This is a genomic window from Paracoccus sp. SM22M-07, from assembly GCF_001887735.1.
In the GTDB taxonomy this organism is placed as follows: Bacteria; Pseudomonadota; Alphaproteobacteria; order Rhodobacterales; family Rhodobacteraceae; genus Paracoccus.
This window is the reverse complement of sequence record NZ_JPKW01000012.1, coordinates 1-22,059: the sequence shown is the minus strand read 5'-3', so window position 1 is coordinate 22,059 and position 22,059 is coordinate 1. Positions and strand designations below refer to the sequence as shown.

Sequence of the window (22,059 nt, the reverse complement as noted above, 5' to 3'; positions counted from 1 at the left end):
CAGCGGATGCGGGGGCCCGATCGTTGCCGTCAGGTGCGGGTTCAGCGCGGTTCGCTGGCCAGCCCTTTCCATGTCGCCACGCACATCAGCAGCAGCAGCACCGTGAAGGGCAGCCCGGTCGAAATGACCATCGATTGCAGCGATGCCAGACCGCCCGCCGACATCAGCAGGACGATCGCGATGATCGCCTCGAAGACGCACCAAAAGACGCGCTGCGGGATCGGCGCATCGACCTTGCCCCCCGAGGTGATCGTGTCGATCACCAGCGACCCCGAATCCGACGAGGTGACGAAGAACACGATCACCAGCACGATGCCGACGAAGGAGGTGACCTGCGCCAGCGGCAGAGCGTCCAGCATCGCGAACAGCTGCAGCGGCAGGTCGGCGTCGCGCACCGCGCCATAGCTTTCGCGCACCAGCTGGCTGATCGCCTCGCCGCCAAAGATCGACATCCACACCACGCAGACCAGCGACGGGATCAGCAGCACGCTGATCAGGAATTCCCGCACCGTTCGGCCACGCGACACGCGGGCGATGAACATGCCGACGAAGGGCGACCAGCTGATCCACCAAGCCCAGTAGAAGGCCGTCCAGCCCTGCATGAAGTTCACGTCCTCGCGCCCCACCGGGTTCGACAGCGCCGGCAGATACTGGACATAGGCCAGAAGGAAATCGCCCATGTCGGTCAGAAGCAGCAGCGTCGGGCCCGCAAACAGCACGAACATCAGCAGCGCGAAGGCCAGCACCATGTTGATCTCGGACATGCGCTTGACGCCCGCTTCCAGACCGCGAACCACCGAATAGAGCGCGATGGCCGTGATGCCGATGATCAGGATGATCTGCGAGGTTTCGTTGATGGGCATGCCGAACAGCTTGTTGAAGCCGGCATTGGCCTGCACCGCGCCCAGTCCAAGCGATGTCGCCAGGCCGAACAGCGTGGCAAAGACCGCCAGGATATCGATCAGGTGTCCCGGCCAGCCCCAGACCCTTTCCCCGAAGATCGGGTAGAAGGCCGAACGGATCGTCAGCGGCAGCCCCTTGTTATAGCTGAACAGCGCCAGGCTGAGTCCCACCACCGCATAGATCGCCCAAGGGTGCAGTGCCCAGTGGAAGATCGTGGCGGCCATGCCAAGGCGGATGGCCTCCTCCTGGGTGGCGGCGGCGCCAAGCGGCGCCCAATCGGTGCGGACACCGTCGGCCCCCGCCGCGATCCCGCCCGAGGACGATCCGAAATGGCTCAGCGGTTCGCTGACGCCATAGAACATCAGCCCGATGCCCATCCCCGCCGCGAACAGCATCGAGAACCAGCTGACATAGCCGAAATCGGGGACCGCGTTCGCGCCGCCAAGGCGGATCTTGCCATAGGGGCTGACGACCAGCACCAGGCACATGATGACGAAGATGTCGGCGGCGGCGATGAAGAACCAGTCGAAGCCCTTGGTCACGCCGGAAAACAGGCCGCTGAACAGGTCGCCCGCGATCGTGGGAAGGGCCAGCGTGAAGACCACGAAGGCGATGATGCAGGTGGCCGAGATCAGAAAGACCGGGTTGTGGACGCTGAAGCCCCAGGGCCCCAGATGTCCTTCGATATTGTCCTGACCGACCTGATAGTCGGTCTGGATCACGCTTTCCGGCGGGGGTGTATCCGCCTGCGGCCCGGCTTCCTCGCCGTCCTTTGTGATAAAGGTCAAGCTTTCGTCCTCCTGAGTTGGCTTGGTGCCTGCCTGAAGGGGCCTCTTCGATGATCACCGTCTTGGTCGTGGCGCATGGCATGTCGGCATCGGACGGCCAGGGCGCGTGAAGCCCCGGCCGGACAGAGAGACGGGCTCTCCGGCGTTCTTTCCCTGCAATCTGCGGCTTACCCGGCGAAGGGACGTGACAAGCAATATGAAGTTTGACGTTTATGTGGCGAAGTGACGCAAGGGCGCAGAATGCATGCGACATTCCGGCGGTAGCATCGCGTCGCACCTTTGTCGGAGGCCGCGGCCCGCCTCTGCGTCAGCCCCGCCGAGTGGCGCAAAGCTGCTGGCACGGCGTCGCAAATCTTCACGCCCGCACCGGCCACAGCCGCTAGGCCTTGGGGTATCGGCCGATCACGCGATCGGCCCCCGCGGCCGGTCCGGCCGAACGCATCCCCCTCAGCGACCGCCCGAAGGACATCATCCATGCCCCAGCTTATTCTGACCGTCTCCTGCCCTGTCCGGACCGGGGTCGTCGCGACGATCGCCTCGGTTCTGGCCAAGGCGGGCTGCAACATTCACGACAGTTCGCAATTCACCGATCTGCAGAACGACCGCTTCTTCATGCGCCTCAGCCTCATGTCCGAACAGGGCAAGACCCGCGACGATCTGGACCGGGACCTGCGGGACGCGACCGAAGGCACCGATATCGTCCATGCCTTCCATGATCCCTGCGAGAAGATGAAGGTCGTCATCATGGTCAGCCGTTTCGGCCATTGCCTGAACGACCTGCTGTACCGCTGGCGGATCGGCGCACTGCCGATCGACATCGTGGCCGTGATCTCGAACCACATGGATTATCAGAAGGTCGTCGTGAACCACGACCTGCCCTTCCACTGCATCAAGGTCACCAAGGGCAACAAGGCCCGCGCCGAGGCCGAACAGATGCGCATCGTGCAGGAGGCGGGTGCCGAACTGATCGTGCTGGCACGCTATATGCAGGTCCTGTCGGACGAGATGTGCCGCAAGATGTCGGGACGCATCATAAACATCCACCATTCGTTCCTGCCCAGCTTCAAGGGCGCGAACCCTTATCGCCAGGCCTTCGACCGGGGCGTCAAGCTGATCGGCGCGACCAGCCATTACGTCACCGCCGATCTGGACGAAGGTCCGATCATCGAACAGGACACAGTCCGTGTCACCCATGCCCAAAGCGCCGGCGATTACGTCAGTCTGGGTCGCGACGTCGAAAGTCAGGTCTTGGCGCGGGCGATCCACGCCCATATCCATCGCCGCGTCTTCATCAGCGGCGACAAGACCGTCGTCTTCCCCGCCAGCCCGAACGAATATGCGTCCGAACGCATGGGATGACCCCGGCGGGCTTGCCGCCGGGGCCTTGCGGCGGCATCACCCTGCCGCCGCGGTGACCGGGATGCCCAGGGGCATCAGCGATAGATGGGGAAACGATCGCAGATCGCCTTGACCTGGGCGCGGACGCTGGTTTCCGTGTCGACGCAGCCATCGGGATTAGTGGCCAGCGCCTTCAGGACGCGCAGGATCATCTCGCCGATCTGGCGGAATTCGGCCTCGTGGAATCCACGGGTGGTTCCGGCGGAACTGCCAAGGCGGATGCCGCTGGTGACGAAGGGCTTTTCGGGGTCGAAGGGGATGGCGTTCTTGTTGCAGGTCAGGCCCGCGCGCTCCAACGCGATCTCGGCGGCCTTGCCGGTCACGCCCAGGGGGCGCAGGTCGCACAGGACCATGTGGCAATCGGTGCCGCCCGACACGATGCCCATGCCCCCCGCGGTCAGCGCGTCGGCCAGCGCGCGGGCATTGGCGATGACATCGCGGGCGTAATCCTTGAAGGACGGTTGCAGCGCCTCGCCGAAGGCCACGGCCTTGGCGGCGATCACATGCATCAGCGGGCCGCCCTGGTTGCCCGGGAAGACGGCCGAGTTGAACTTCTTGGCCAGATCGTCGTCATTGGTCAGGATGACGCCACCGCGTGGGCCGCGCAGGGTCTTGTGCGTGGTCGATGTGACGACATGGGCATGGGGCACCGGGTTGGGGTATTCGCCCGCCGCGATCAGGCCCGCGTAATGCGCCATGTCCACCATCAGCCAGGCACCGACCTCGTCCGCGATGGCGCGGAAGGCGGCGAAATCCATGTGGCGCGGATAGGCGGATGCGCCGGCCACGATCAGCTTGGGACGTTCGGCCAGCGCCAAGTCGCGGACCTTGGCCATGTCGATCAGGTGGGTGTCGGGTTCGACCTCATAGCTGACGACCTGGAACCATTTTCCGGACATGGTCACGGGCGAACCGTGGGTCAGGTGACCGCCATGCGCCAGCGACAGGCCCATGATCTTGTCGCCAGGCTGCAGCAGCGCCAGAAAGACCGCCTGGTTGGCCTGGGCGCCGGAATGCGGCTGGACGTTCACATGGCCTGCGCCGAACAGCTGCTTCAGGCGGTCGCGGGCGATATCCTCGACCGCGTCCACGAATTCGCAGCCACCGTAATAGCGTTTGCCGGGATAGCCTTCGGCGTATTTGTTGGTCAGGACCGACCCCTGGGCCGCCAGCACGTCGGCCGAGACGATGTTTTCCGAGGCGATCAGCTCGATCTGATCCTGCTGGCGCAGCAGCTCGCGGCCGATGGCATCGGCGATGGCGCTGTCCGAGATGGCAGGCGTCTTGAAGTCCAGCATGGGGGTTCCTTTCGGCATGACGGGGCCGCCCGCGACCATCAGGGTCGCGGCGGGACGGGGACAAGGGGGTGGCGGGGCCTAGAGGCCCGAACGCAGCTCGACCAGCACCTGGTCGAGAATGGCGCGCACATGCGGCAGAAAGCTGCACCAGACATCCATGCGGAAATCCTGGCGGTCGTCGCGCCACAGGGTGACGGTGGCGCTGTCGTAAAGCGTCCGCGCCCCCTGCCCCACGGGCATCGCCTCGATGTCGCGGGGGCAGCCGGTGGTCAGTGCTGTCAGGGCCTGCGCGCCGGATATGCGCAGCGTGATCTCTCGGTCGCTGATCTCGACCAGGCTGTGCGGGATCTGGACATAGGCATCGCGGGACGCCGCGACCAGCGGTGCGGCCTCATCGACAAGGACGGTCCATTCGTCGGGGCCAAGGCACAGAACCTCGGGCCCTGGGCCGGACGCGCGATGGCCGACGGTGGTCGGCAGCTCCAGCGACAGCGCGGCGGCCAGGGCCGCCCGGTTGCCGGGACGCACGCGCAGGGAAAATCGCGGGCGCGGGGGCAGTTCCTCGACCAGGAAGGGCGTGGGGTCGAACTCGTGGCGTTGCGTGGTCATGTCGTCGCTCCTCAGGCCTTTAGCCGTTCGCCGTCAGGGTCATAGAAGTTGGTCGAGGTGATCGTGGCGCGGACCGTGCCGTCGGGCATCGGGATATGCACCGTCCTGCCCATCATCGCATGGCCGCCGGTGATGACCGCCATGGCGATGGGCCGTCCCAGTGCCACCGAGTCATAGGACGAGGTCACATGACCGGCCATGGTCATCGGCAGGCTCTGGTTCGGGTCCAGCACGATCTGCGCGCCCTCCTCCAGCCGGGTGCCGCCTTCGGTCAGCAGGCCGACCAGCTGCTTGCGGTTCGGGGCGACGATGTCGGGACGCTGCAGCGACCGCTTGCCCACGAAATCCTTCTTGGCCTTGCCGATCGCCCAGTCCAGACCAGCATCCTGCGGGGTGACGGTGCCGTCGGTGTCCTGGCCCACGATGATATAGCCCTTTTCGGCGCGCAGGACGTGCATCGTCTCGGTGCCATAGGGGCAGATGTCATAGGGTTGGCCGGCCTCGAAGATGGCCTGCCACAGCTGCATTCCGTGGCGGGCCGGAACGTTCACCTCGAAGCCCAGTTCGCCGGTGAAGCTGATGCGGAACAGCCGTGCGGGCAGGCCCGCCACGGCGCATTCCGCGACCGACATATGCGGGAAAGTCGCATCCGACAGGTCCAGCCCCTCGACCAGTTTCTCCAGCACCTTGCGCGCGTTCGGGCCGTTCAGCGCGACCGTCGCCCATTGTTCCGTGGTCGAGGTCAGCCAGACGTCCAGGTCCGGCCATTCGGTCTGAAGGTAATCCTCCATCATGTTCATGACGCGCGCGGCACCGCCGGTTGTGGTAGTGACATGGAACAGGTCGGGCGCCAGGCGGCCGATGACGCCGTCATCGCGGATGAAGCCGTCCTCGCCCAGCAGCAGGCCATAGCGGCAGCGGCCCGGCGCCAGCTTGGTCCAGGGGTTGGTGTACATGCGGTTCATGAATTCGACCGCATCGGGGCCGACCACCTCGATCTTGCCCAGGGTGGATGCGTCGAACATGCCGACCGAAGCCCTTGTCGCGCGACATTCGCGGGCGACGGCGGCATGCATGTCCTCGGCCCCTTGCGGGAAATACCAGGCGCGGCGCCACAGCGACACGGGTTCGAACACCGCACCCTGGGCCTCGGCCCAGGGGTCGATCGGCGTCTTGCGGGTGATCTCGAACGTCGCGCCCTTGTGGTAACCCGCGAAGGCCCCGAAACTGGTCGGCGTATAGGGCGGGCGGAAAGTCGTCAGCCCTACCTGCGGAGGCTCCTTGCCAAGGGCATCGGCGGCGATCATCAGCCCGTTGATGTTCGACATCTTGCCCTGGTCGGTCGCCATGCCGTTGGTGGTATAGCGCTTGACGTGTTCGATGGACCGCATGCCTTCGCGGACGGCCAGGCGGATGTCCTTGGCGGTCACGTCGTTCTGATAATCGACGAAGGCCTTGGCCTTGCCGGGGCTGCGATCGGTCGGCAGTTCCGTCTGGCTGGTGCCGATGCCGGGGCGGTCGCCATCGACCCGCGCATCGGACCCTGCGGCATCGCGGCCAAGGGCCTTGGCGGCGGCGATGCCGGCCTTGACGCCGTCCGCCAGCACCGGGCCGTAACCCCACAGTCCGCGCCCGGCCCCCGCGATCTGGCAGGCCTCGGTCTTGTGGTTCGGCAGGAAGGTGCGGCTGTCGGCATCCCAGGCCAGCGACCCCTTGGTGTGGGAAAACAGGTGCAGCGACGGCGTCCATCCGCCGCAGATCAGCAGCGCGTCGCAGGCGATCTTGCGGCCCGCGCCGACCTGCCCATGACGGACCGGGTTCACGCGCACGGACTTGACCCGCAGGCGACCCTCGGTGCCGGTGGCGGTGTGGCCGGTCAGCACCGGGATGCCCCGCTTGCGTGCTGCATCCATCAGGCCGCCGCGCACGCTGTCGCGGGTGTCGGCGATCACCGCCACGCGGGCGCCCGCATCGACCAGGTCAAAGGCCGCGTAATAGGCGCTGTCATGGCTGGTCACCACGGCGGCATTGTCGCCCACCTTGACGCCGTAGCGGTTCAGATAGGTCTGCGCGGCCCCGGCCAGCATGACGCCGGGTCGGTCGTTGCCGTCAAAGACCAGCGGCTTTTCCAGCGCACCCTGCGCCAGCACCACCTGCCCGGCGCGGACATGCCACATGCGTTCACGCGGCGCGCCATGGGGCGGCTGGTCCAGGTGGTCGGTCACGCGTTCGACCAGACCGACGAAGTTCTGGTGGTAATATCCGATGGCCGTGGTGCGGGTCATCAGGCGGACACCGGCGGCGCGCAGCTGCGACAGCTGTTCTGCCAACCAGGCCCAAGACCCGCGCCCGTCGATGCGGACCGACGGATCAGAGAGCATCGATCCGCCCATTTCGGGGTTTTCGTCCACCAGCACGACGCGGGCCCCCGATTTGGCCGCCGTCAGCGCCGCCGCGATCCCCGCTGCGCCGCCGCCCACGACAAGCACGTCCGTGTGCAGGTTGCGGTGGGCATAGCTGTCGGGGTCGGCTTCGGTCGGCGACTTGCCCAGACCCGCCGCGGCGCGGATGAAGGGTTCGTACACCTTGTCCCAGAAGCTGCGCGGCCACATGAAGGTCTTGTAGTAGAAGCCTGCGGAAAACAGCATGTAGGCGCGGTCGTTCACCGCCCCGATGTCGAAGGACAGGCGCGGCCACTTGTTCTGGCTTTCGGTGGTCAGGTTCGCGCGCAGTTCCTGCACGGTGGCGCGGGTGTTGGGCTCGAAGCGCCCCGGCCCGCGGGACGTGGCGATCAGGGCGTTCGGTTCCTCGGACCCGGCGGTGACGGCGCCGCGCGGGCGGTGATACTTGAACGACCGCCCCATCAGGTGCACGCCGTTGGCCAACAGCGCGGATGCGACCGTGTCGCCCCGCAGGCCCTGATAGCTGCGCCCGTCAAAGGTGAAGCGGACCGGCGCGGCGGGATCGACGCGCCCCATGCCGGGGATGCGGTAACGGCTCATTCGGCGGCCTCCTTCACGGTCAGGTCGGGGCGGGCCTCACCGGCCTTGTAGGTCATCAGGAAACGGTCGCTGACAGTGTCGCGGACCGCATTGAAGAAGCGGGCGCAGCCGTGGACGTGCCGCCAGCGTTCGAAATGTGGGCCGCGCGCATTGGTGCGGATGAACAGGTAATCGCGCCATTCCTCATCCGTCAGCGTGGACGGATCGGCGGGGCGGTTGATATGCGCCTCACCGGCATAGGCGAATTCGGATTCGGGCAGGGTGGCGTCGCAATAGGGGCAATGGATCAGCAGCATCGGAAACCTCTCAGTGCGCGACGGCGGCGGCGGCGGCTTCGTCGATCAGCCGGCCGGTGGTGAAGCGTTCAAGCGTGAAGGGCGCGTTGATCGGGTGCGGTTCGTCCTTGGCCACGGTCCAGGCCAGCGTATGCGCGGCCCCCGGCGTCGCCTTGAAGCCGCCCGTGCCCCATCCGCAATTGACGTAGAGACCCTTGACCGGGGTCTTGCCGATGATGGCGCTGCGGTCGGGGGTGACGTCCACGATGCCGCCCCATTTGCGCAGCATCCGCATGCGGTTGAAGATGGGGAAGACCTCGCAGATGGCCGCGACCGTATGTTCGATCAGCGGCAGCCCGCCGCGCTGGCTGTAACTGGTGTACTGATCGGTCCCCGACCCGATGACCAGTTCGCCCTTGTCGGATTGGCTGATATAGGCGTGGACTGTGTTCGACATGACGACGCAGGGAAAGATCGGCTTGACCGGTTCGCTGACCAGCGCCTGCAGCGGATAGCTTTCCAGCGGCATCCTGACGCCCGCGCTGTCCATCACGACGCTGGTGTGACCGGCGGCCGACACGGCGACCTTTTTGGCCTTGATGAAGCCCTTGGCGGTATCGACGCCCTGCACCGCCCCGTCCGGGCCGCGCCGGATCGCGATGACCGGGCAGTTCTGGATGATGTCCACGCCGCGTGCCGCCGCCGCCCGGGCATAGCCCCAGGCCACCGCATCGTGCCGCGCCGTGCCCGCCCGCATCTGCAGCGCCGCGCCCATCACCGGGTAACGCGCGTCGGGGCTGATGTTCAGTGGCGGACAGAAGGCCTTGGCCTCTTCCTTGGACAGCCAGCGGTTGTCGACGCCGTTCAGGCGGTTGGCGTGGATGTGGCGCTGGAAGGACTGAACGTCATGGACGTTATGCGCCAGCATCATCACGCCGCGCTTGGAATACATGACGTTGTAGTTCAGCTCTTGGCTGAGGTTTTCCCACAGGTCCAGCGCGTGGTCATAGAGCCTTGCGCTTTCGTCATAGAGATAGTTCGACCGGATGATGGTCGTGTTGCGGCCCGTGTTGCCGCCACCCAGCCAGCCCTTGTCGATCACCGCGACATTGGTGATGCCATGTTCCTTGGCCAGGTAATAGGCCGCGCCCAGCCCATGCCCGCCCGCGCCGACGATGATGACGTCGTATTCGGCCTTGGGCTGGCTGTCGGGCCATTGCTCGCGCCAGTTCTTGTGGCCGGTCAGCGCATTCCTGAGCAGGGACATCGCAGAGAAACGTTGCATGGCGGGGGCCCTTTCCTGTCGAAGCTGGCCGTCACATTACTGTCGGGTCCGGCTTCAAAATTGTAGATTTGCGCCAGCAATCCTGTAGCTTTGCGCCATGACACCGCCACCGCCCCCGTCCCGCAACCGCCTGCGCGTCGCCTTTCTTCTGGCCGACCAGTTCACCCTGTCGGCCTTTGCCAATTTCGTGGACGTTCTGCGGCTGGCGGCGGACGACGCCGACAAGTCGCGGCGCATCCTGTGCGACTGGTCGGTGCTGGCCGAACGGATGGACCCGGTCGCCTCCAGCTGCGGGGTCAGGGTCCAGCCGGACACGCCGTTGCGCCGGGCGGGGACGTTCGACTATCTGGTGGTCGTCGGTGGGCTGATCAGCGACCGCGCGGCCTTCGGGGCCGGGGCCTTGGACTTCATGCGTCAGGCGGCCGCGCGGGGCGTGCCGCTGGTGGGGTTGTGCACGGGGGTCTTCACCCTGCAGGCGGCAGGGTTGCTGCAGGGTTATCGATGCTGCGTCAGCTGGTTCCACCATCAGGACTTCCTGGACCGGTTCGACAGCGAAACGCCGGTCTCGGACCAGATCTTCGTTGTCGATCGCGACCGGCTGACCTGTTCGGGCGGGCACGGCACGTCGCATCTGGCAGCCTTTCTGGTTCAGCGCCATGTCGGCCAATCCGCCGCCACGAAAAGCCTGAACATCATGATGATCGAAGACGCGCTTGGCGGTCAGCGCGCCCAACCGGGCCAGATGCTGACCCGGCAGGCGCGGGACGATCTGGTCAAGCGCGCGGTCTTGAAGATGCAGCAGAACATCGAAGCGCCGCTTGGCATCGGACAGATCGCCGCCGCCCTGAACACTGCGCGCCGCACGCTGGAACGGCGCTTTCAGGCCGATCTGGGGCAATCGCCGCGCCGCATCTATCTGGAGATCAGGCTGGACCGCGCCACGGCCCGATTGCGGCGCAGCGACCAGTCGGTGACGGATGTCGCGCTGTCCTGCGGGTTCTGCGACGCGCCGCACCTGACGCGGGCCCTGAAATCCGAACGCGGAATGACGCCGGGCGACATCCGCAGCGGCATGTCCGAAACCCGCCAGCCCCCGGCATCCGGCGATCAGATATCCTTTACCAGCCGCAGCGCATCATAGATCGCCGCATGGGTGTTTCGCGCGGCGACCGCGTCGCCGATGCGGAACAGCTGGAAGCGGCCTTCGGGATTGTCGTCGATCCGTTGGGGCAGGCCCGCCAGCAGGGCGTCGTGATCCAGCCGGCCCAGGTTGCGCGACAGGGGCTTCAGGTCGAAATACAGGTCGTCCAGCGGGCGCGTGCCGTGGTTCACCACCACCTGATCGACCAGCCTGTCGCGCGTCATGCCACCGTAGTCGCTGCCAAGCGTGGCGCGCAGGCGGTTGCCCTCGCGGGCCACCGACAACAGCCGCCAGGTGACCGTGAAGGTCACGTCGCGGGCCTGCAGGCTGCGCATGTAGGGGACCAGGTTCATGGCCATCACCTCGGGGGCGAAACTGCGGTCGGGGGTCACGACCTCGACCCGTGCGCCGGTGGCTGCGATGATGTCGGCGGCCTGAAGGCCTGCATGATCGCCCGCATCGTCAAAGATCAGCGTGTCGGCACCCGGCTTGACGTCGCCTGACAGGATGTCCCAGGCCGAACAGACCAGATCGTTGCCCGCGGCCAGCACCTCGGTATGGGGCAGGCCGCCGGTGGCGATGATCACCGCGTCGGGCCGCGTGGCCAGCACGTCATCGACATCGGCGAAGGCGTTGAAACGGAAGGTCACCCCCCGTTTCTGGCACATCGCTATCCGCCACGCGACGATCGAGATCATCTCTCGCCGCCGTTCCTGCCGGGCGGTCAGGCGGATCTGACCGCCGGGCTGGTCGGCGGCCTCGAAGACGGTGACGGCATGGCCGCGTTCGGCGGCCACGCGCGCAGCCTCAAGGCCCCCCGGACCGGCCCCCACGATCGTCACGCGGCGCGTTTCGGATGCCGCCGGAATGTCGTGGGGCATCGTCTCCTCGCGCCCGGTGGCGGCGTTGTGCAGGCAAAAGGCCAGCCCGCCCTGATAGATGCGATCCAGGCAGTAATTCGCGCCGACGCAGGGACGGATGTCATCCTCGCGCCCTTCCACGATCTTGCGCACCAGATGCGGGTCGGCCATATGCGCCCGCGTCATGCCCACCATATCGACCAGCCCCGCCGCGATGGCGTGACGCGCCGTCGCCACGTCGGGGATCTTGGCAGCATGGAAGGTCGGAAATTCGGTGGCTTTCCGGATCCGTCCCGCAAATTCCAGATGCGGCGCGTTGCGCATGCCCTGCACCGGGATCACGTCGGTCAGGCCGGCATCGGTGTCGATATGACCGCGCACCACGTTCAGGAAATCGACCAGCCCGCTATCCTTCAACTTCTGCGAGATGGTGATGCCGTCATCGGCACCAAATCCGCCCGGCAGGCATTCGTCGCCGGTATAGCGCAGGCCGACCAGAAAATCCGGGCCACAGCGTTCGCGGATGCCGCGCAGGACGTCGAAGGTGAACCGCAGGCGGTTGTCCAGGCTGCCGCCATATTCCCCCTCCAGGTCATTGGTCAGGGGGGACCAGAACTGGTCCATCAGATGGCCATAGGCCTGCAGTTCCAACCCGTCCAGCCCGGCGGCCTTCATCCGTTCGGCCGCATCAACGTAATCGGTGATGATGCGCTGGATGTCCCAATCCTCCATCTTCTTGGGGAAGGAACGATGCGCGGCCTCGCGTTCGTGGCTGGGTGACACGACGGGCAGCCAGTCGGCCTTGTCCCATCGCGTGCGCCGGCCCAGATGGGTCAGCTGGATCATCACGGCCGTGCCGTGATCGTGGCATTCATCGGTCAGCTTGCGCATCCAGCCGACGACTTCGTCCTTCCAGGCCAGGATGTTGTTGAAGACCGGCGGGCTGTCGCGCGACACCGCCGCAGACCCCGCCGTCATCGTCAGCGCCACCCCCGCCTTCGCCCGTTCCACGTGATAGGCGCGATAGCGGTCCTTGGGCATCCCGTCTTCGGGATAGGCCGGTTCATGGCTGGTGATCATGATGCGGTTGCGAAGCGTCAGGTGCTTCAGCCGATAGGGCTGTAAAATCGGATCGTCGGACATCGTGCTGCCTTCCTGCTGCCGGGGGTCGGACAGACGGAAGCCCAGAATGTTCACATGTGTCAAGTGTAATTACATGACCGTCCTGCCACAGTTCTTCGGTGAACAATTCGCTTGTTGCCTTGGGCGCTTTGCCGCTAGGGTTCGGGGATGGATGAACAGGATGTCACTGCCGCCGGATGGCGGGGATCTCGGGATGGTTGGCTCGAGGCGGGGTACCAGGCGCTGATCGAAGGTGGCGTCGACGCCGTCAGGATCATGCCCCTGGCCAAGCGGCTTGGTCTGTCGCGCACCAGTTTCTATTGGTTCTTCAAGGACCGCGAGGCGTTGCTGGCGGCGCTTCTGGACGGATGGGCCGCGCGAACCACTACCCCCTTGGTCGCGGCGACGACCCATTATGCCGAAACCCAGGCCGAGGCGATGCTGAACGTCATCGGCTGCTTCCTGTTGTCCGAGACCTTCGACGCGCGGCTGGAATTCGCGATCCGCAGTTGGGCCTTGCAGGATCAGGCTGTGGCGGACCGGGTCGCGGCCGCGGACGACAGCCGCCTGTCAGCCCTGTCGAGGATGCTGCAGGGCTGGGGACATGATGCGGCATCCGCGGATGTTCGCGCGCGCACCGTCTATCTGGTCCAGATCGGCTATATCTCGATGCGGGCCGTCGAGGATCTGCAGACACGCCTGGACCGCATCCCCACCTATGTCGAGATCTATACAGGCACCCGCCCCGCCCCCCGCGAGATCGCCCGCTTCAACGCGCGCTTTCAGGACCGTGGGGCCGCCTGACATGCTTGCGTCCTGTTTGGCCGAGGGGCGGGCCGACCCTGGAGCGTAGCTGAAATGATCCCGCCGATTTGGGAACCGGTGGTCCGCCATGCCCTGCTCCAGAGTTTGGGGGCCAAGGCCGCATCATCACCTTCATGGTGATGACCACCGACATCCTGCCCGAGACTCGAGCTTCGCGACGGCGGGGCGGGGCCACGACTTCGACCCGCGGCGGTTATCCCCAATTTTCGGGGATGGTTCTGGGGAAAAGCGGAAATTCGGACAGATTGTCAGGCCCTTGGGCGAGCCTTCTCGAATGCACGTCGTGCAAGCAGGGGCCGCCGCAGCGGCCCCGACATTGTGCGGTCAGCCAAAGAGCGCGTTGCAGATCAGCAGCATGACCAGCGACGACGCCCAGGCCAGCGTGGTCGGCACCGACCACAGCAGCATCTGGTGCTTGGCCTGCTTGACGCCCAGCATCCGGTTGATGACCCAGAAATAGCTGTCGTTGAAATAGCCGAAGACCATCGACCCGATGGCCGCCGCCTGTGCGGCAAAGACCATGTTCACGTCCGGCATGTTCATCAGGATCGGCGCCGAGATCGATGCGCCCGTGATCATCGCCACCGTGCCAGAACCCTGGATCAAGCGTACCAGAGAGCTGATCACGAAGGGGATCAGCACGGCGGGGATGGCAAGACCCGCCACCGCCTGGCCGATCACGTCGCCAGCACCGCTGTCGCGCAGGACCGAACCCAAGGCGCCCCCCGCACCGGTCACCAGCAGGATGATGCCCGCGCTTTCGACGCCCTGCTCCATGTATCCCAGAACCTCGTCGCGCGGACGGCCGGGCAGCAGGGTATAGATCGAGACCAAAAGACCGATGGCCACGGCGATCACCGGGTTGCCGAAGAAGGACATGGCCTGCACCAGCAGGTTCGTCTCCAACGCCGGATCGCCCGAGATGCGGACCATCGTCGTCGCGATGGTGTTCAGGAAGATCAGCCCGATCGGCAGCAGCAGCGGCAGGACCGCCAGCCCAAGCGAGGGCAGGTCCTTCTGGCGGGCCTCGGCGGCGCTGTCGAACTGGCGATAGGCGGCGGCGATGTCCTCGCCGGTGTCGGCTTCGATCATCCGCTCCAGCCGGGGGCCCATGGCGCGGGCATAAAAGACGATGACCGCCATGCCCGGAATGGTGAAGACGATGCCCCACAGGATCATCAGGCCCAGATCCACGTCATAGATGCCCGCGACGCCCAGGGGTCCGGGGGTGGGCGGCACGGCATGGTGCGTCAGCATCAGCCCGCCCGCCAGCGCGATGCCAAGCGTCAGCACCGACTTGCCCGAGGACCGCGCCAGCGCCTTGACCAGCGGGGTCAGGATGACGAAGGCGCTGTCGCAGAAGATCGGGATCGACACGATATAGCCCGTCAGGACCATCGCCCAATCCTCGCGCTTTTTCCCGACCCACCGGATCAGCGAATAGGCCATCTGCTCGGCGGCGCCCGATACTTCCAGGATGCGGCCCATCATCACGCCAAAGCCGATGACCAGGCCGATGGTGGACAGCGTCTTTCCGAAGCCCGTGGTGATCGAGGTGATGACCTCGGCGGGCATCATGCCGCCGATCAGGCCGGATACGGATGCGGCGATGATCAGTGCCACGATGGCGTGGACCTTGGTCTTCACGACCAGGAAGATCAGCAGGAAGATGGCAAGGCCAAGTCCTGCGATCAGCTGGAACTCCATTCCGGGTTCAGCCATGGGTTACTCCTCCTCTGCGCCGCGACGCGGCGGCGCCTCCTTTATGAATAAGCTCAGCGATCGGCCAGGAACTGGCGCAGGATCGCGTCGAAATCGGTGTCCGCACCGAACCCCAGGGCGCGTGCGCGGGACACATCGAAGGCGCCGGGCCAGCTGCAGACGATGTCGATGATGCGCTGGTCACGGGTCAGCGCGACACGGGCGCGGGCGTCCGGACCCACCAGCCGTTCCAGACTGTCCAGCATCTCGGCGGGGGTCGCGGTGATGCCGGGCATGTCCATGACGCGGTTCAGGCCCAGATCGGTGGCCGGAACGCGGCCCGCGCGGACAAGGTTCTGCACCGCCACGCCCGGAGAGCTGATCCACAACCGCGTGTCCAGCGGCACCGGGCATTCCGACGCCTGCCCCGATACCGGTTCGCGGATGATCCCCGACACGAAGCTGGAGGCCGCGGAATTGGGCGCGCCGGGGCGCACGCAGATCGTGGGCAGGCGCACGGTCAGCCCGTCGACGAAGCCCTTGCGGCTGTATTCGCTGACCAGCAATTCGCCGATGGCCTTGCCGCAGCCGTATGAGGACTGGGGCATCAGGGCCATGGTCGGTGGCACGATCTGCGGCATCTCACCGCCGAAGACCGCCAGCGAGCTGGTGAAGACGAAGCGCGGCGCGCGGTCCAGCTTGCGGCAGGCCTCCAGCAGCAGGCGGGTGGCGTCGACATTGATGTGCAGGCCGGTGTCGAAATCCTCCTCGGACTGGCCCGACAGCACGGCGGCGAGGTGATAGACCGTGTCGGCCCCGCCTGACAGCGCGCGGGCCACGGCGTCCGCGTCGTCGATGGAGCCGACCAGGCTCTCCACCCGCGCGTCATCGACCGGGCAGGCCACCCGGTCCAGTGATACGATGCGCTCCGCGCCGTCCGCCAACAGCGCCGCGATCAGGCGTGCGCCCAGGAACCCGGCGCCGCCGGTCACCACGATAGTCATATTGTCTCTCCCTTCAGGTCTGGGGCCAGGATCACCTGGATGCCCATGTCGCGCAGGGCGTCCGCCGCCCCTGCGTCGATGCCCGCATCGGTCACGACCGTGTCGAAGACCGAAACGGGCAGGATGTTCATCGCCGCCACCGCGCCGTATTTCGTCGAATCCGACACCAGCACGGCGCGCCGCGCGCGATCGACCGCGACGCGCTTGACCGGGCCCTTGGCCTCGGACGGGGAACTCAGCCCCGCCACCGTCCAGGACGAGGTCGAGATGAAGGCGATGTCATAGTTGAACCGCGCCAATGCCTCGGAGGCCGCACCCCCCACGCAGGACTGGTTCGCGCGTTCGACCAGCCCGCCACTGTGATAAAGGGTGCAGTCGGCATGCGTCGACAGCCAGGCGCAGATGACGAAGTCGTTCGTGACCACCGTCAGCCCCCGGCGCCCGGCGATCTGGCGCGCCAGTTCCAGCAGCGTGGTGCCCGCGTCCAGATAGATCACCATGCCGTCGCGGACCAGATCGGCCGCCGCCTGCCCCACCGCGCGCTTGGCCCCGGTGTTGATCGCGGCCTTCTGCAGATGCGGCAGCTCCTGCGCCAACCTCCGCGACAGGCGCACGCCGCCGGTGACCGAGGAGACGCGCCCCGCCTCCTCCAGCACCTGGATGTCGCGGCGCACGGTCATGTGCGACACGCCGAGACGCTCCACCAGGTCGGCGATGCTGACGATGTCGCGTTCAGCCAAGCATGACAGGATGAACTGCTGGCGTTCGGCCGGGATCATGCGGGCGTGCGCAGATAGGGCGCGGCCCAGCCCAGACCATCCTCGGTTCGGCCGCGCGGGTTGTATTCGCAGCCCAAGGGCCCGTCGAAGCCGGTCCGGTCGAAGGCCGCGAAGATCTCGGCATAGTTCAGTTCGCCCGTGTCGGGTTCGTGCCGGTCGGGGACGCCCGCGATCTGGACATGGCCATAGGCGCCCTTCAACCGCTCGATCCGGCGGATGATGTCGCCTTCCATGATCTGCGTGTGATAGACGTCGAACTGCAGCAGCACGTTGCGGCGCTCGAGGCGTTCGATCAGGGCCAGCGTCGGGTCCTGATGCGCGATGAAATATCCCGGCACGTCGCGGCTGTTCAGCGGCTCGATGCTGATGAACAGGCCGGCAGTGGCGGCCATGTCGGCGGCCTCGCGCAGGTTTTCGGTCCAGACCGCCTCGCAGGCGGCGCGGTCCGGCTCATCGGCGGTGATGCCGGACATGACATGGATGCGCGGGCAGCCCAGGCCCGTGGCATAGGTGATCGCCTGCTCCACGCTGGCGCGGAACTCGGCGCGCTTGCCCGGACGCGCGGCAAAACCGCGTTCGCCCCCCGCCCAATCGCCCGCGGGCGCGTTGATCAGCGACAGGCGCAGCCCGTTGCGGTCCAGCCGGGTCTTCACCACCTCCATGGGGTGGTCATAGGGGAACAGGAACTCGACCGTGTCGAAGCCCGCAGCGCCCGCCCGGTCGAACCGGTCCAGAAAGGGCGCGTCGGTGAACAGCATCGAAAGGTTCGCGGCAATGCGGGTCATGTCAGTATCCTCCGCCCAGTTCGGCGATCTCGGCCTCGGTCAGGTAGTGCAGCTTCTCGCCGCGCAGGATGAACTGCAGCTTGGCGGTCTCCTCCAGCTCCTCGGCGTTGTTCACGGCATCGTCGATGTCGCGGCCCAGCACCACGACCCCGTGGGAGGCCAGCAGGAAGGCCTGCGCGCTGCTGCCTTGCGCGGCGGCCGCCAGGTCCAGCCCGATCTGCGGCGATCCGGGGCGGGAATAGGGGATGACCGGCATGTGCCCGATGCGCATGACGTAATAGGGGGTGAAGGGCCGGATCGCATTGTCGCGCGGCAGGCCTTCCAGGCATGACAGCGCCGTCAGATAGGTCGAATGCAGATGCACGATCGCCCCCGCCTGCGGCCGCACGTCATAAAGCGCGCGGTGGAAGGCGAACTCCTTGGAGGGCTTCGGCCCCGGCAGCGGTTCGCCATCCGCGCCGATCACCGACAGCGCATCGGCCGACAGGCGGCCCAGGCTGCTGCCCGTGGGGGTGACGGTGAAGCCGCCATCGGGATTGCGGACCGAGACGTTGCCCGCCCCGCCCACGGAATAGCCGCGTTCGAACAGGCTGCGGCACAGCAGCACCATGCGGTCGGCGGCGCTCATGCGGGGACCTCCTGCGCGTCGGTGAAGAAGGTCTCGGCCCCGAAATTGCCGGATTTCAGCGCCAGCGACAGCGGCTTGTCCACCGCGCGGACCCAAGGCACACCGGGCGCGATCTGCGGCCCGATGGCAAAGCCCGTGACCTTCAGCGCCTGCGTGACCGACCCCGAGGTCTCTCCTCCCGCGACGATGAAGCGGGTGATGCCGCCTTCGGCCAGACGCGTGGCGGCGGCGGCGAAGGTGTGTTCGACCGCCTCGGAGGCGGCGGGGCCGTGCTGTCCCTGGATCTCGCGCAGGCGCGCCGGATCGGCGGTCGCGGTGATCATCGGCGCGCGGCCCTGCGGCTGCGCCAGCACCCATTCGGCCAGCTCGGCGCTATAGGCATCCGCATCGGCCAGGCAGCGGTCGACCTCCACGTCCAGCGTCGGCGCCAGCGCGCGATAGGCCGCGACCTGCCGGTTGGTCATCACGGAACAGGAGCCCGAGATCACCACCGCAGGCCCCGCCAGAGGCGCGCCCGCGTCCTGGGCCTGGGCATCGGCCCCACCCGACACCGCCCGCGCGATGCCGTATCCCAGCCCCGACCCGCCAGTGACCAGCGCCATCTCCGCCACGGCCTGCCCAAGCGTCGCCAGATGCGCGTCGCTGATCGCGTCCAGCACGACGTAACGGACCCCGTCCGCCCGCAGCGCGGCGATGCGGTCGCGCACGGCCTGCGGCCCCTGATCGACGGTCGCCGCATCGACCAGCCCGCAGCGGCCCTGCGCCTGCCCTTCCATCAGCCGGATCAGGCTGCTGTCGCGCATGGGCGTGATCGGGTGATCGCGCATCCCCGAATCCTGCAGCAGGTCCTGCCCCACGAACAGGTGGCCCAGATAGACCGACCGCCCGTTCACCGGCAGCGCCGGGCAGATCACCGTGATATCGGTGCCCAGAGCCTCCATCAGCGCATCGGCCACCGGGCCGATATTGCCCTCAGCCGTCGAATCGAAGGTCGAGCAGTATTTCTGATAGATCTGCGCGCAGCCCCGCGCCCGCAGCCATTCCAGCGCGGCCAGACTGTCGGCCACAGCCTCCGCCGCCGGGTTCGACCGGCTCTTGAGCGAGATCACCACGGCATCGGCATCGACCTGCGCATCCGCCTCCGGCACGCCGATCATCTGCGTGGTGGTCAGGCCGCCCGCGACCAGGAACCCGGCGATGTCGGTCGCGCCGGTGAAATCATCCGCGATGACGCCGATTTTCATGCCTTGCCCTCCGGCAGGGTGATGCCCGAAAAGGTCTTGATCACCGCGCTGTCATCCTCGCGCCCGTGGCCCATGTTGGAGGCCTGCTGGAACATCGCGAAGGCGGTCGAGGCCAAGGGCAACGGGAACCCCAGGGCGCGCCCGGTTTCCGTGACCAGGCCCAGGTCCTTGACGAAGATGTCCACGGCCGAGGTCGGGGTGTAGTCGCCGTCGACCACATGCTTCATCCGGTTTTCGAACATCCAGGAATTGCCGGCGGCGTTGGTCACCACGTCATACATCGTGTCCAGCGGGATGCCCGCGCGGGCGGCCAGGGCCATCGCCTCGGCGCCGACGGCGATATGCACGCCCGCCAGCAGCTGGTGGATGACCTTGACCGTGGCACCCTGCCCGATATCCGGTCCGATGCGATAGGTCTTGGCGGCCACCGCCTGCAGCACCGGGGCCAGCGCGTCGAAGGCCGCATCCGGCCCCGAGGCCATCACCGTCATCGCCCCCTGCGCGGCCTTGGCGGCGCCGCCCGAAACCGGCGCGTCCAGCATCAGGACGCCCCGCGCCTGCAGCTCCGCGCCCAAGGCGCGCGCTTCGTCCGCCGATTGGGTGCAGCTGACCATAATCGCGCCGCCGGGTGCGATGCGGTCAGCCACGCCCCCCTGCCCCAGGATCACCTGCCGCGCCTGCGCGCCATTCACGACCAGCACGATCACTGCGTTAAAATCGCCGGTCAGCCCCGCGATCCCGTCAGCCACGCCCTCGGCCCCCTGGGCTGCAAAGGCATCGCGGCGCCCCGCATCCAGGTCGATGCCACTGGTGGCCAGTCCGGCGCGCAGGCAGGACTGCGCCGCCCCCATACCCATGGATCCAAGTCCCACGACACAGACGCGATAATCCGATGGCAGATCCATGCAGCTTCTCCTTCCGCAACAGTTCTTGTCGAAATTTCACATATTGTCACAGTTTTCAACATCAGTTTTCAGGAACCCTTGTCTGGCCTGATCGGGATGACGCTGAGCAGGGGTGCAAGGGCAGCCGAGGGCGGACAAAGCCGAGGCGCAAATCTGCGCATGGCAGCATCATTTCAGCAGTTATCCGCCGCCCGCATCGCCAAACCTGACCCCGGGTCAAGCAGCGCCTTTCAACCAAAAGTTGCAGACCCTATCTCTGCCCTGACAACCCAAGAAGAGGCATGGCAGCATGACCCCAGACGAACGACACAATACCGGACATCTGCGGGGCGACCTGAAGACAAGGCGCCGATTGCTGAACCCGTCCAGGTCGGCACGCGTGCTGGTCGCGTCACGCCGGTCTGCGGGAAACGACCTGTTGCTGGGCACGATCCTTGCCGCCATCGCGGGGGCCGCGAATGTCGGCGGGTTCTTTGCCTTGGGCCAGTACACCTCGCACATGACCGGTTATCTGTCGGCCATCGCCGACCAGCTGACCGCGCTGAACCTGTGGATCGCCCTGCTGAGCGTTCTGGCGGTGGCGGCCTTCGTTTCCGGGTCGGCGCTCAGCGCCTTTCTGATCAACTGGGGGCGCGACCATGTCTTCCGGCAGCAATATGCCCTGCCCCTGACGATCCAAGGCGGCCTTTTGCTGGGATTTTCCCTCTGTGGAACGCTGCCGCCCGATATAGGCCGGGTGCTGGGGCTGGTGATCCTGTGCTTCATCATGGGTATGCAGAACGCGACCATCACCAATATCTCGGGGGCAAGGATCCGCACGACCCATGCGACCGGAACGGTGACCGATATCGGGATAGAGCTGGGACGCGTCGTCTATGATCGGCTATGGCCCGACCGCGGCGTTGCACCCGACCGGGTCAAACTGGGCATCCTGCTGAAGATCATCGGCATGTTCGTGCTGGGGGGCATCTTTGGCGTGATCGGGTTCCAACTGGCGGGCTTCATGTTCGCGATCCCTCTGGCCGGAGTGCTGTTCATCCTTGGCCTGCCCGGGGTGGTGCAAAGTCTGGTGCATCCATAAAGAATACGCAGGGTGATCGATCTGCGACGCGCCCCTGTCTCTTTGCCAAGGATGCGCTATTCCACGATCATACCGTAATTCCGGCATGCCCAGCACTGCGGGTAGTGTAGCTGACAAGTCAGTACGCGGCGCGGGAGCCATTACGCCTGCAATAGCGTTGTTCGCCACGGCTGTTTTACGTTCGGGATCTGCATGGGGCGGTTGGCCGACGAAGAACGCCACTATATCTAAAACCACCATCGACTTTCTGGCGGATGGCAAAACTGAATCGCGATTTACTTTGCCAAACCGGTCAAGGCCAAAATCGAGGACAACAGCTTTTTGCTGACTGGCCTGCCCCTATCGGGTGGTCCGGTTTCAATCTTAGTGCATTACGTGTCTTGTCGCTACAGCTGGGGTGGCCGGCGAAGCGGCTCCGGATGGCGA

The 22,059-nt window shown here is 66.2% G+C and carries 18 protein-coding genes; 4 read left to right on the top strand and 14 right to left on the bottom strand.

Going from position 1 to position 22,059, the window contains the following annotated elements; all coding sequences use genetic code 11:
• Positions 1–41 precede the first annotated feature (41 nt).
• Positions 42–1,682: a BCCT family transporter gene (locus IE00_RS15555; protein ID WP_072298189.1), complete on the bottom strand. Its 1,641-nt coding sequence runs from the start codon at positions 1,680–1,682 to the stop codon at positions 42–44.
• A 483-nt stretch (positions 1,683–2,165) separates the two neighbouring features.
• Here IE00_RS15555 and purU point away from each other — a divergent pair, with 483 nt between their 5' ends.
• A complete protein-coding gene (purU, locus tag IE00_RS15550; protein WP_072298119.1) occupies positions 2,166–3,050 on the top strand; it encodes a formyltetrahydrofolate deformylase in 885 nt (294 codons plus the stop codon).
• 74 nt (positions 3,051–3,124) lie between these two features.
• Here purU and glyA read toward each other — a convergent pair whose 3' ends face one another.
• The 5 genes from glyA to IE00_RS15525 all read right to left on the bottom strand — a co-directional run bounded on the left by glyA (position 3,125) and on the right by IE00_RS15525 (position 9,558).
• Entirely contained in the window at positions 3,125–4,387 is a 1,263-nt protein-coding gene (glyA, locus tag IE00_RS15545; protein WP_072298118.1) for a serine hydroxymethyltransferase, read from the bottom strand.
• A 78-nt stretch (positions 4,388–4,465) separates the two neighbouring features.
• Positions 4,466–4,996, bottom strand: coding sequence for a sarcosine oxidase subunit gamma (locus IE00_RS15540; RefSeq protein WP_072298117.1), 531 nt, complete (start codon positions 4,994–4,996; stop codon positions 4,466–4,468).
• Between the two features lie 11 nt (positions 4,997–5,007).
• Positions 5,008–7,998, bottom strand: coding sequence for a sarcosine oxidase subunit alpha (locus IE00_RS15535; RefSeq protein ID WP_072298116.1), 2,991 nt, complete (start codon positions 7,996–7,998; stop codon positions 5,008–5,010).
• Complete coding sequence (locus tag IE00_RS15530; RefSeq protein WP_072298115.1) at positions 7,995–8,294, bottom strand: sarcosine oxidase subunit delta; 300 nt, start codon at positions 8,292–8,294, stop codon at positions 7,995–7,997. The genes IE00_RS15535 and IE00_RS15530 overlap by 4 nt, the downstream gene beginning before the upstream one ends.
• A gap of 10 nt (positions 8,295–8,304) precedes the next feature.
• Positions 8,305–9,558 (bottom strand): sarcosine oxidase subunit beta family protein, encoded by a 1,254-nt coding sequence (locus IE00_RS15525; protein ID WP_072298114.1) that lies wholly within the window; start codon positions 9,556–9,558, stop codon positions 8,305–8,307.
• A gap of 97 nt (positions 9,559–9,655) precedes the next feature.
• Between IE00_RS15525 and IE00_RS15520 the strand changes: the two genes are divergently transcribed.
• Positions 9,656–10,699: a GlxA family transcriptional regulator gene (locus IE00_RS15520; RefSeq protein ID WP_072298113.1), complete on the top strand. Its 1,044-nt coding sequence runs from the start codon at positions 9,656–9,658 to the stop codon at positions 10,697–10,699.
• On the opposite strand, the gene hpbA is transcribed toward IE00_RS15520, so the two are convergent.
• The gene (gene hpbA, locus IE00_RS15515; protein ID WP_072298188.1) at positions 10,666–12,702 is read right to left on the bottom strand and encodes an N-methyl-L-proline N-demethylase HpbA; all 2,037 of its coding nucleotides are present in this window, start codon (positions 12,700–12,702) and stop codon (positions 10,666–10,668) included. The two genes, IE00_RS15520 and hpbA, sit on opposite strands and share 34 nt — an antisense overlap.
• A gap of 147 nt (positions 12,703–12,849) precedes the next feature.
• Here hpbA and IE00_RS15510 point away from each other — a divergent pair, with 147 nt between their 5' ends.
• Positions 12,850–13,485 carry a TetR/AcrR family transcriptional regulator gene (locus IE00_RS15510; protein ID WP_072298112.1) on the top strand — a complete coding sequence of 212 codons (636 nt, stop codon included), beginning with the start codon at positions 12,850–12,852 and terminating at the stop codon, positions 13,483–13,485.
• Positions 13,486–13,830: 345 nt separating this feature from the next.
• Here IE00_RS15510 and IE00_RS15505 read toward each other — a convergent pair whose 3' ends face one another.
• Genes IE00_RS15505 through ltnD form a run of 7 tightly spaced genes read right to left on the bottom strand, consistent with a single transcriptional unit; the run spans position 13,831 to position 20,546 of the window.
• Positions 13,831–15,228, bottom strand: a complete 1,398-nt coding sequence (locus tag IE00_RS15505; RefSeq protein WP_072298111.1) for a GntP family permease — start codon at positions 15,226–15,228, stop codon at positions 13,831–13,833.
• 53 nt (positions 15,229–15,281) lie between these two features.
• Positions 15,282–16,211, bottom strand: coding sequence for a D-erythronate dehydrogenase (gene denD / locus IE00_RS15500; RefSeq protein ID WP_072298110.1), 930 nt, complete (start codon positions 16,209–16,211; stop codon positions 15,282–15,284).
• Positions 16,208–16,990, bottom strand: a complete 783-nt coding sequence (locus IE00_RS15495) for a DeoR/GlpR family DNA-binding transcription regulator (RefSeq protein ID WP_072298109.1) — start codon at positions 16,988–16,990, stop codon at positions 16,208–16,210. Before IE00_RS15495 ends, denD begins: the two co-directional genes overlap by 4 nt.
• Entirely contained in the window at positions 16,987–17,775 is a 789-nt protein-coding gene (gene otnI / locus IE00_RS15490; RefSeq protein ID WP_072298108.1) for a 2-oxo-tetronate isomerase, read from the bottom strand. The genes IE00_RS15495 and otnI overlap by 4 nt, the downstream gene beginning before the upstream one ends.
• A gap of 1 nt (position 17,776) precedes the next feature.
• A complete protein-coding gene (locus tag IE00_RS15485; RefSeq protein ID WP_072298107.1) occupies positions 17,777–18,403 on the bottom strand; it encodes an aldolase in 627 nt (208 codons plus the stop codon).
• Positions 18,400–19,647 (bottom strand): 3-oxo-tetronate kinase, encoded by a 1,248-nt coding sequence (otnK, locus tag IE00_RS15480; RefSeq protein WP_072298106.1) that lies wholly within the window; start codon positions 19,645–19,647, stop codon positions 18,400–18,402. Before otnK ends, IE00_RS15485 begins: the two co-directional genes overlap by 4 nt.
• Positions 19,644–20,546: an L-threonate dehydrogenase gene (gene ltnD, locus IE00_RS15475; protein WP_371328450.1), complete on the bottom strand. Its 903-nt coding sequence runs from the start codon at positions 20,544–20,546 to the stop codon at positions 19,644–19,646. Before ltnD ends, otnK begins: the two co-directional genes overlap by 4 nt.
• Before the next feature lie 295 nt (positions 20,547–20,841).
• Between ltnD and IE00_RS15470 the strand changes: the two genes are divergently transcribed.
• Positions 20,842–21,633, top strand: coding sequence for a YoaK family protein (locus IE00_RS15470; protein ID WP_083554460.1), 792 nt, complete (start codon positions 20,842–20,844; stop codon positions 21,631–21,633).
• Positions 21,634–22,059: the final 426 nt, after the last annotated feature.

Coding starts and splice junctions, on each gene's coding strand:
- purU (WP_072298119.1), top strand. CDS start 2,166: ATGCCCCAGCTTATTCTGACCGTCTCCTGCCCTGTCCGGACCGGGGTC.
- glyA (WP_072298118.1), bottom strand. CDS start 4,387: ATGCTGGACTTCAAGACGCCTGCCATCTCGGACAGCGCCATCGCCGAT.
- IE00_RS15540 (WP_072298117.1), bottom strand. CDS start 4,996: ATGACCACGCAACGCCACGAGTTCGACCCCACGCCCTTCCTGGTCGAG.
- IE00_RS15535 (WP_072298116.1), bottom strand. CDS start 7,998: ATGAGCCGTTACCGCATCCCCGGCATGGGGCGCGTCGATCCCGCCGCG.
- IE00_RS15530 (WP_072298115.1), bottom strand. CDS start 8,294: ATGCTGCTGATCCATTGCCCCTATTGCGACGCCACCCTGCCCGAATCC.
- IE00_RS15525 (WP_072298114.1), bottom strand. CDS start 9,558: ATGCAACGTTTCTCTGCGATGTCCCTGCTCAGGAATGCGCTGACCGGC.
- IE00_RS15520 (WP_072298113.1), top strand. CDS start 9,656: ATGACACCGCCACCGCCCCCGTCCCGCAACCGCCTGCGCGTCGCCTTT.
- hpbA (WP_072298188.1), bottom strand. CDS start 12,702: ATGTCCGACGATCCGATTTTACAGCCCTATCGGCTGAAGCACCTGACG.
- IE00_RS15510 (WP_072298112.1), top strand. CDS start 12,850: ATGGATGAACAGGATGTCACTGCCGCCGGATGGCGGGGATCTCGGGAT.
- IE00_RS15505 (WP_072298111.1), bottom strand. CDS start 15,228: ATGGCTGAACCCGGAATGGAGTTCCAGCTGATCGCAGGACTTGGCCTT.
- denD (WP_072298110.1), bottom strand. CDS start 16,211: ATGACTATCGTGGTGACCGGCGGCGCCGGGTTCCTGGGCGCACGCCTG.
- IE00_RS15495 (WP_072298109.1), bottom strand. CDS start 16,990: ATGATCCCGGCCGAACGCCAGCAGTTCATCCTGTCATGCTTGGCTGAA.
- otnI (WP_072298108.1), bottom strand. CDS start 17,775: ATGACCCGCATTGCCGCGAACCTTTCGATGCTGTTCACCGACGCGCCC.
- IE00_RS15485 (WP_072298107.1), bottom strand. CDS start 18,403: ATGAGCGCCGCCGACCGCATGGTGCTGCTGTGCCGCAGCCTGTTCGAA.
- otnK (WP_072298106.1), bottom strand. CDS start 19,647: ATGAAAATCGGCGTCATCGCGGATGATTTCACCGGCGCGACCGACATC.
- IE00_RS15470 (WP_083554460.1), top strand. CDS start 20,842: ATGACCCCAGACGAACGACACAATACCGGACATCTGCGGGGCGACCTG.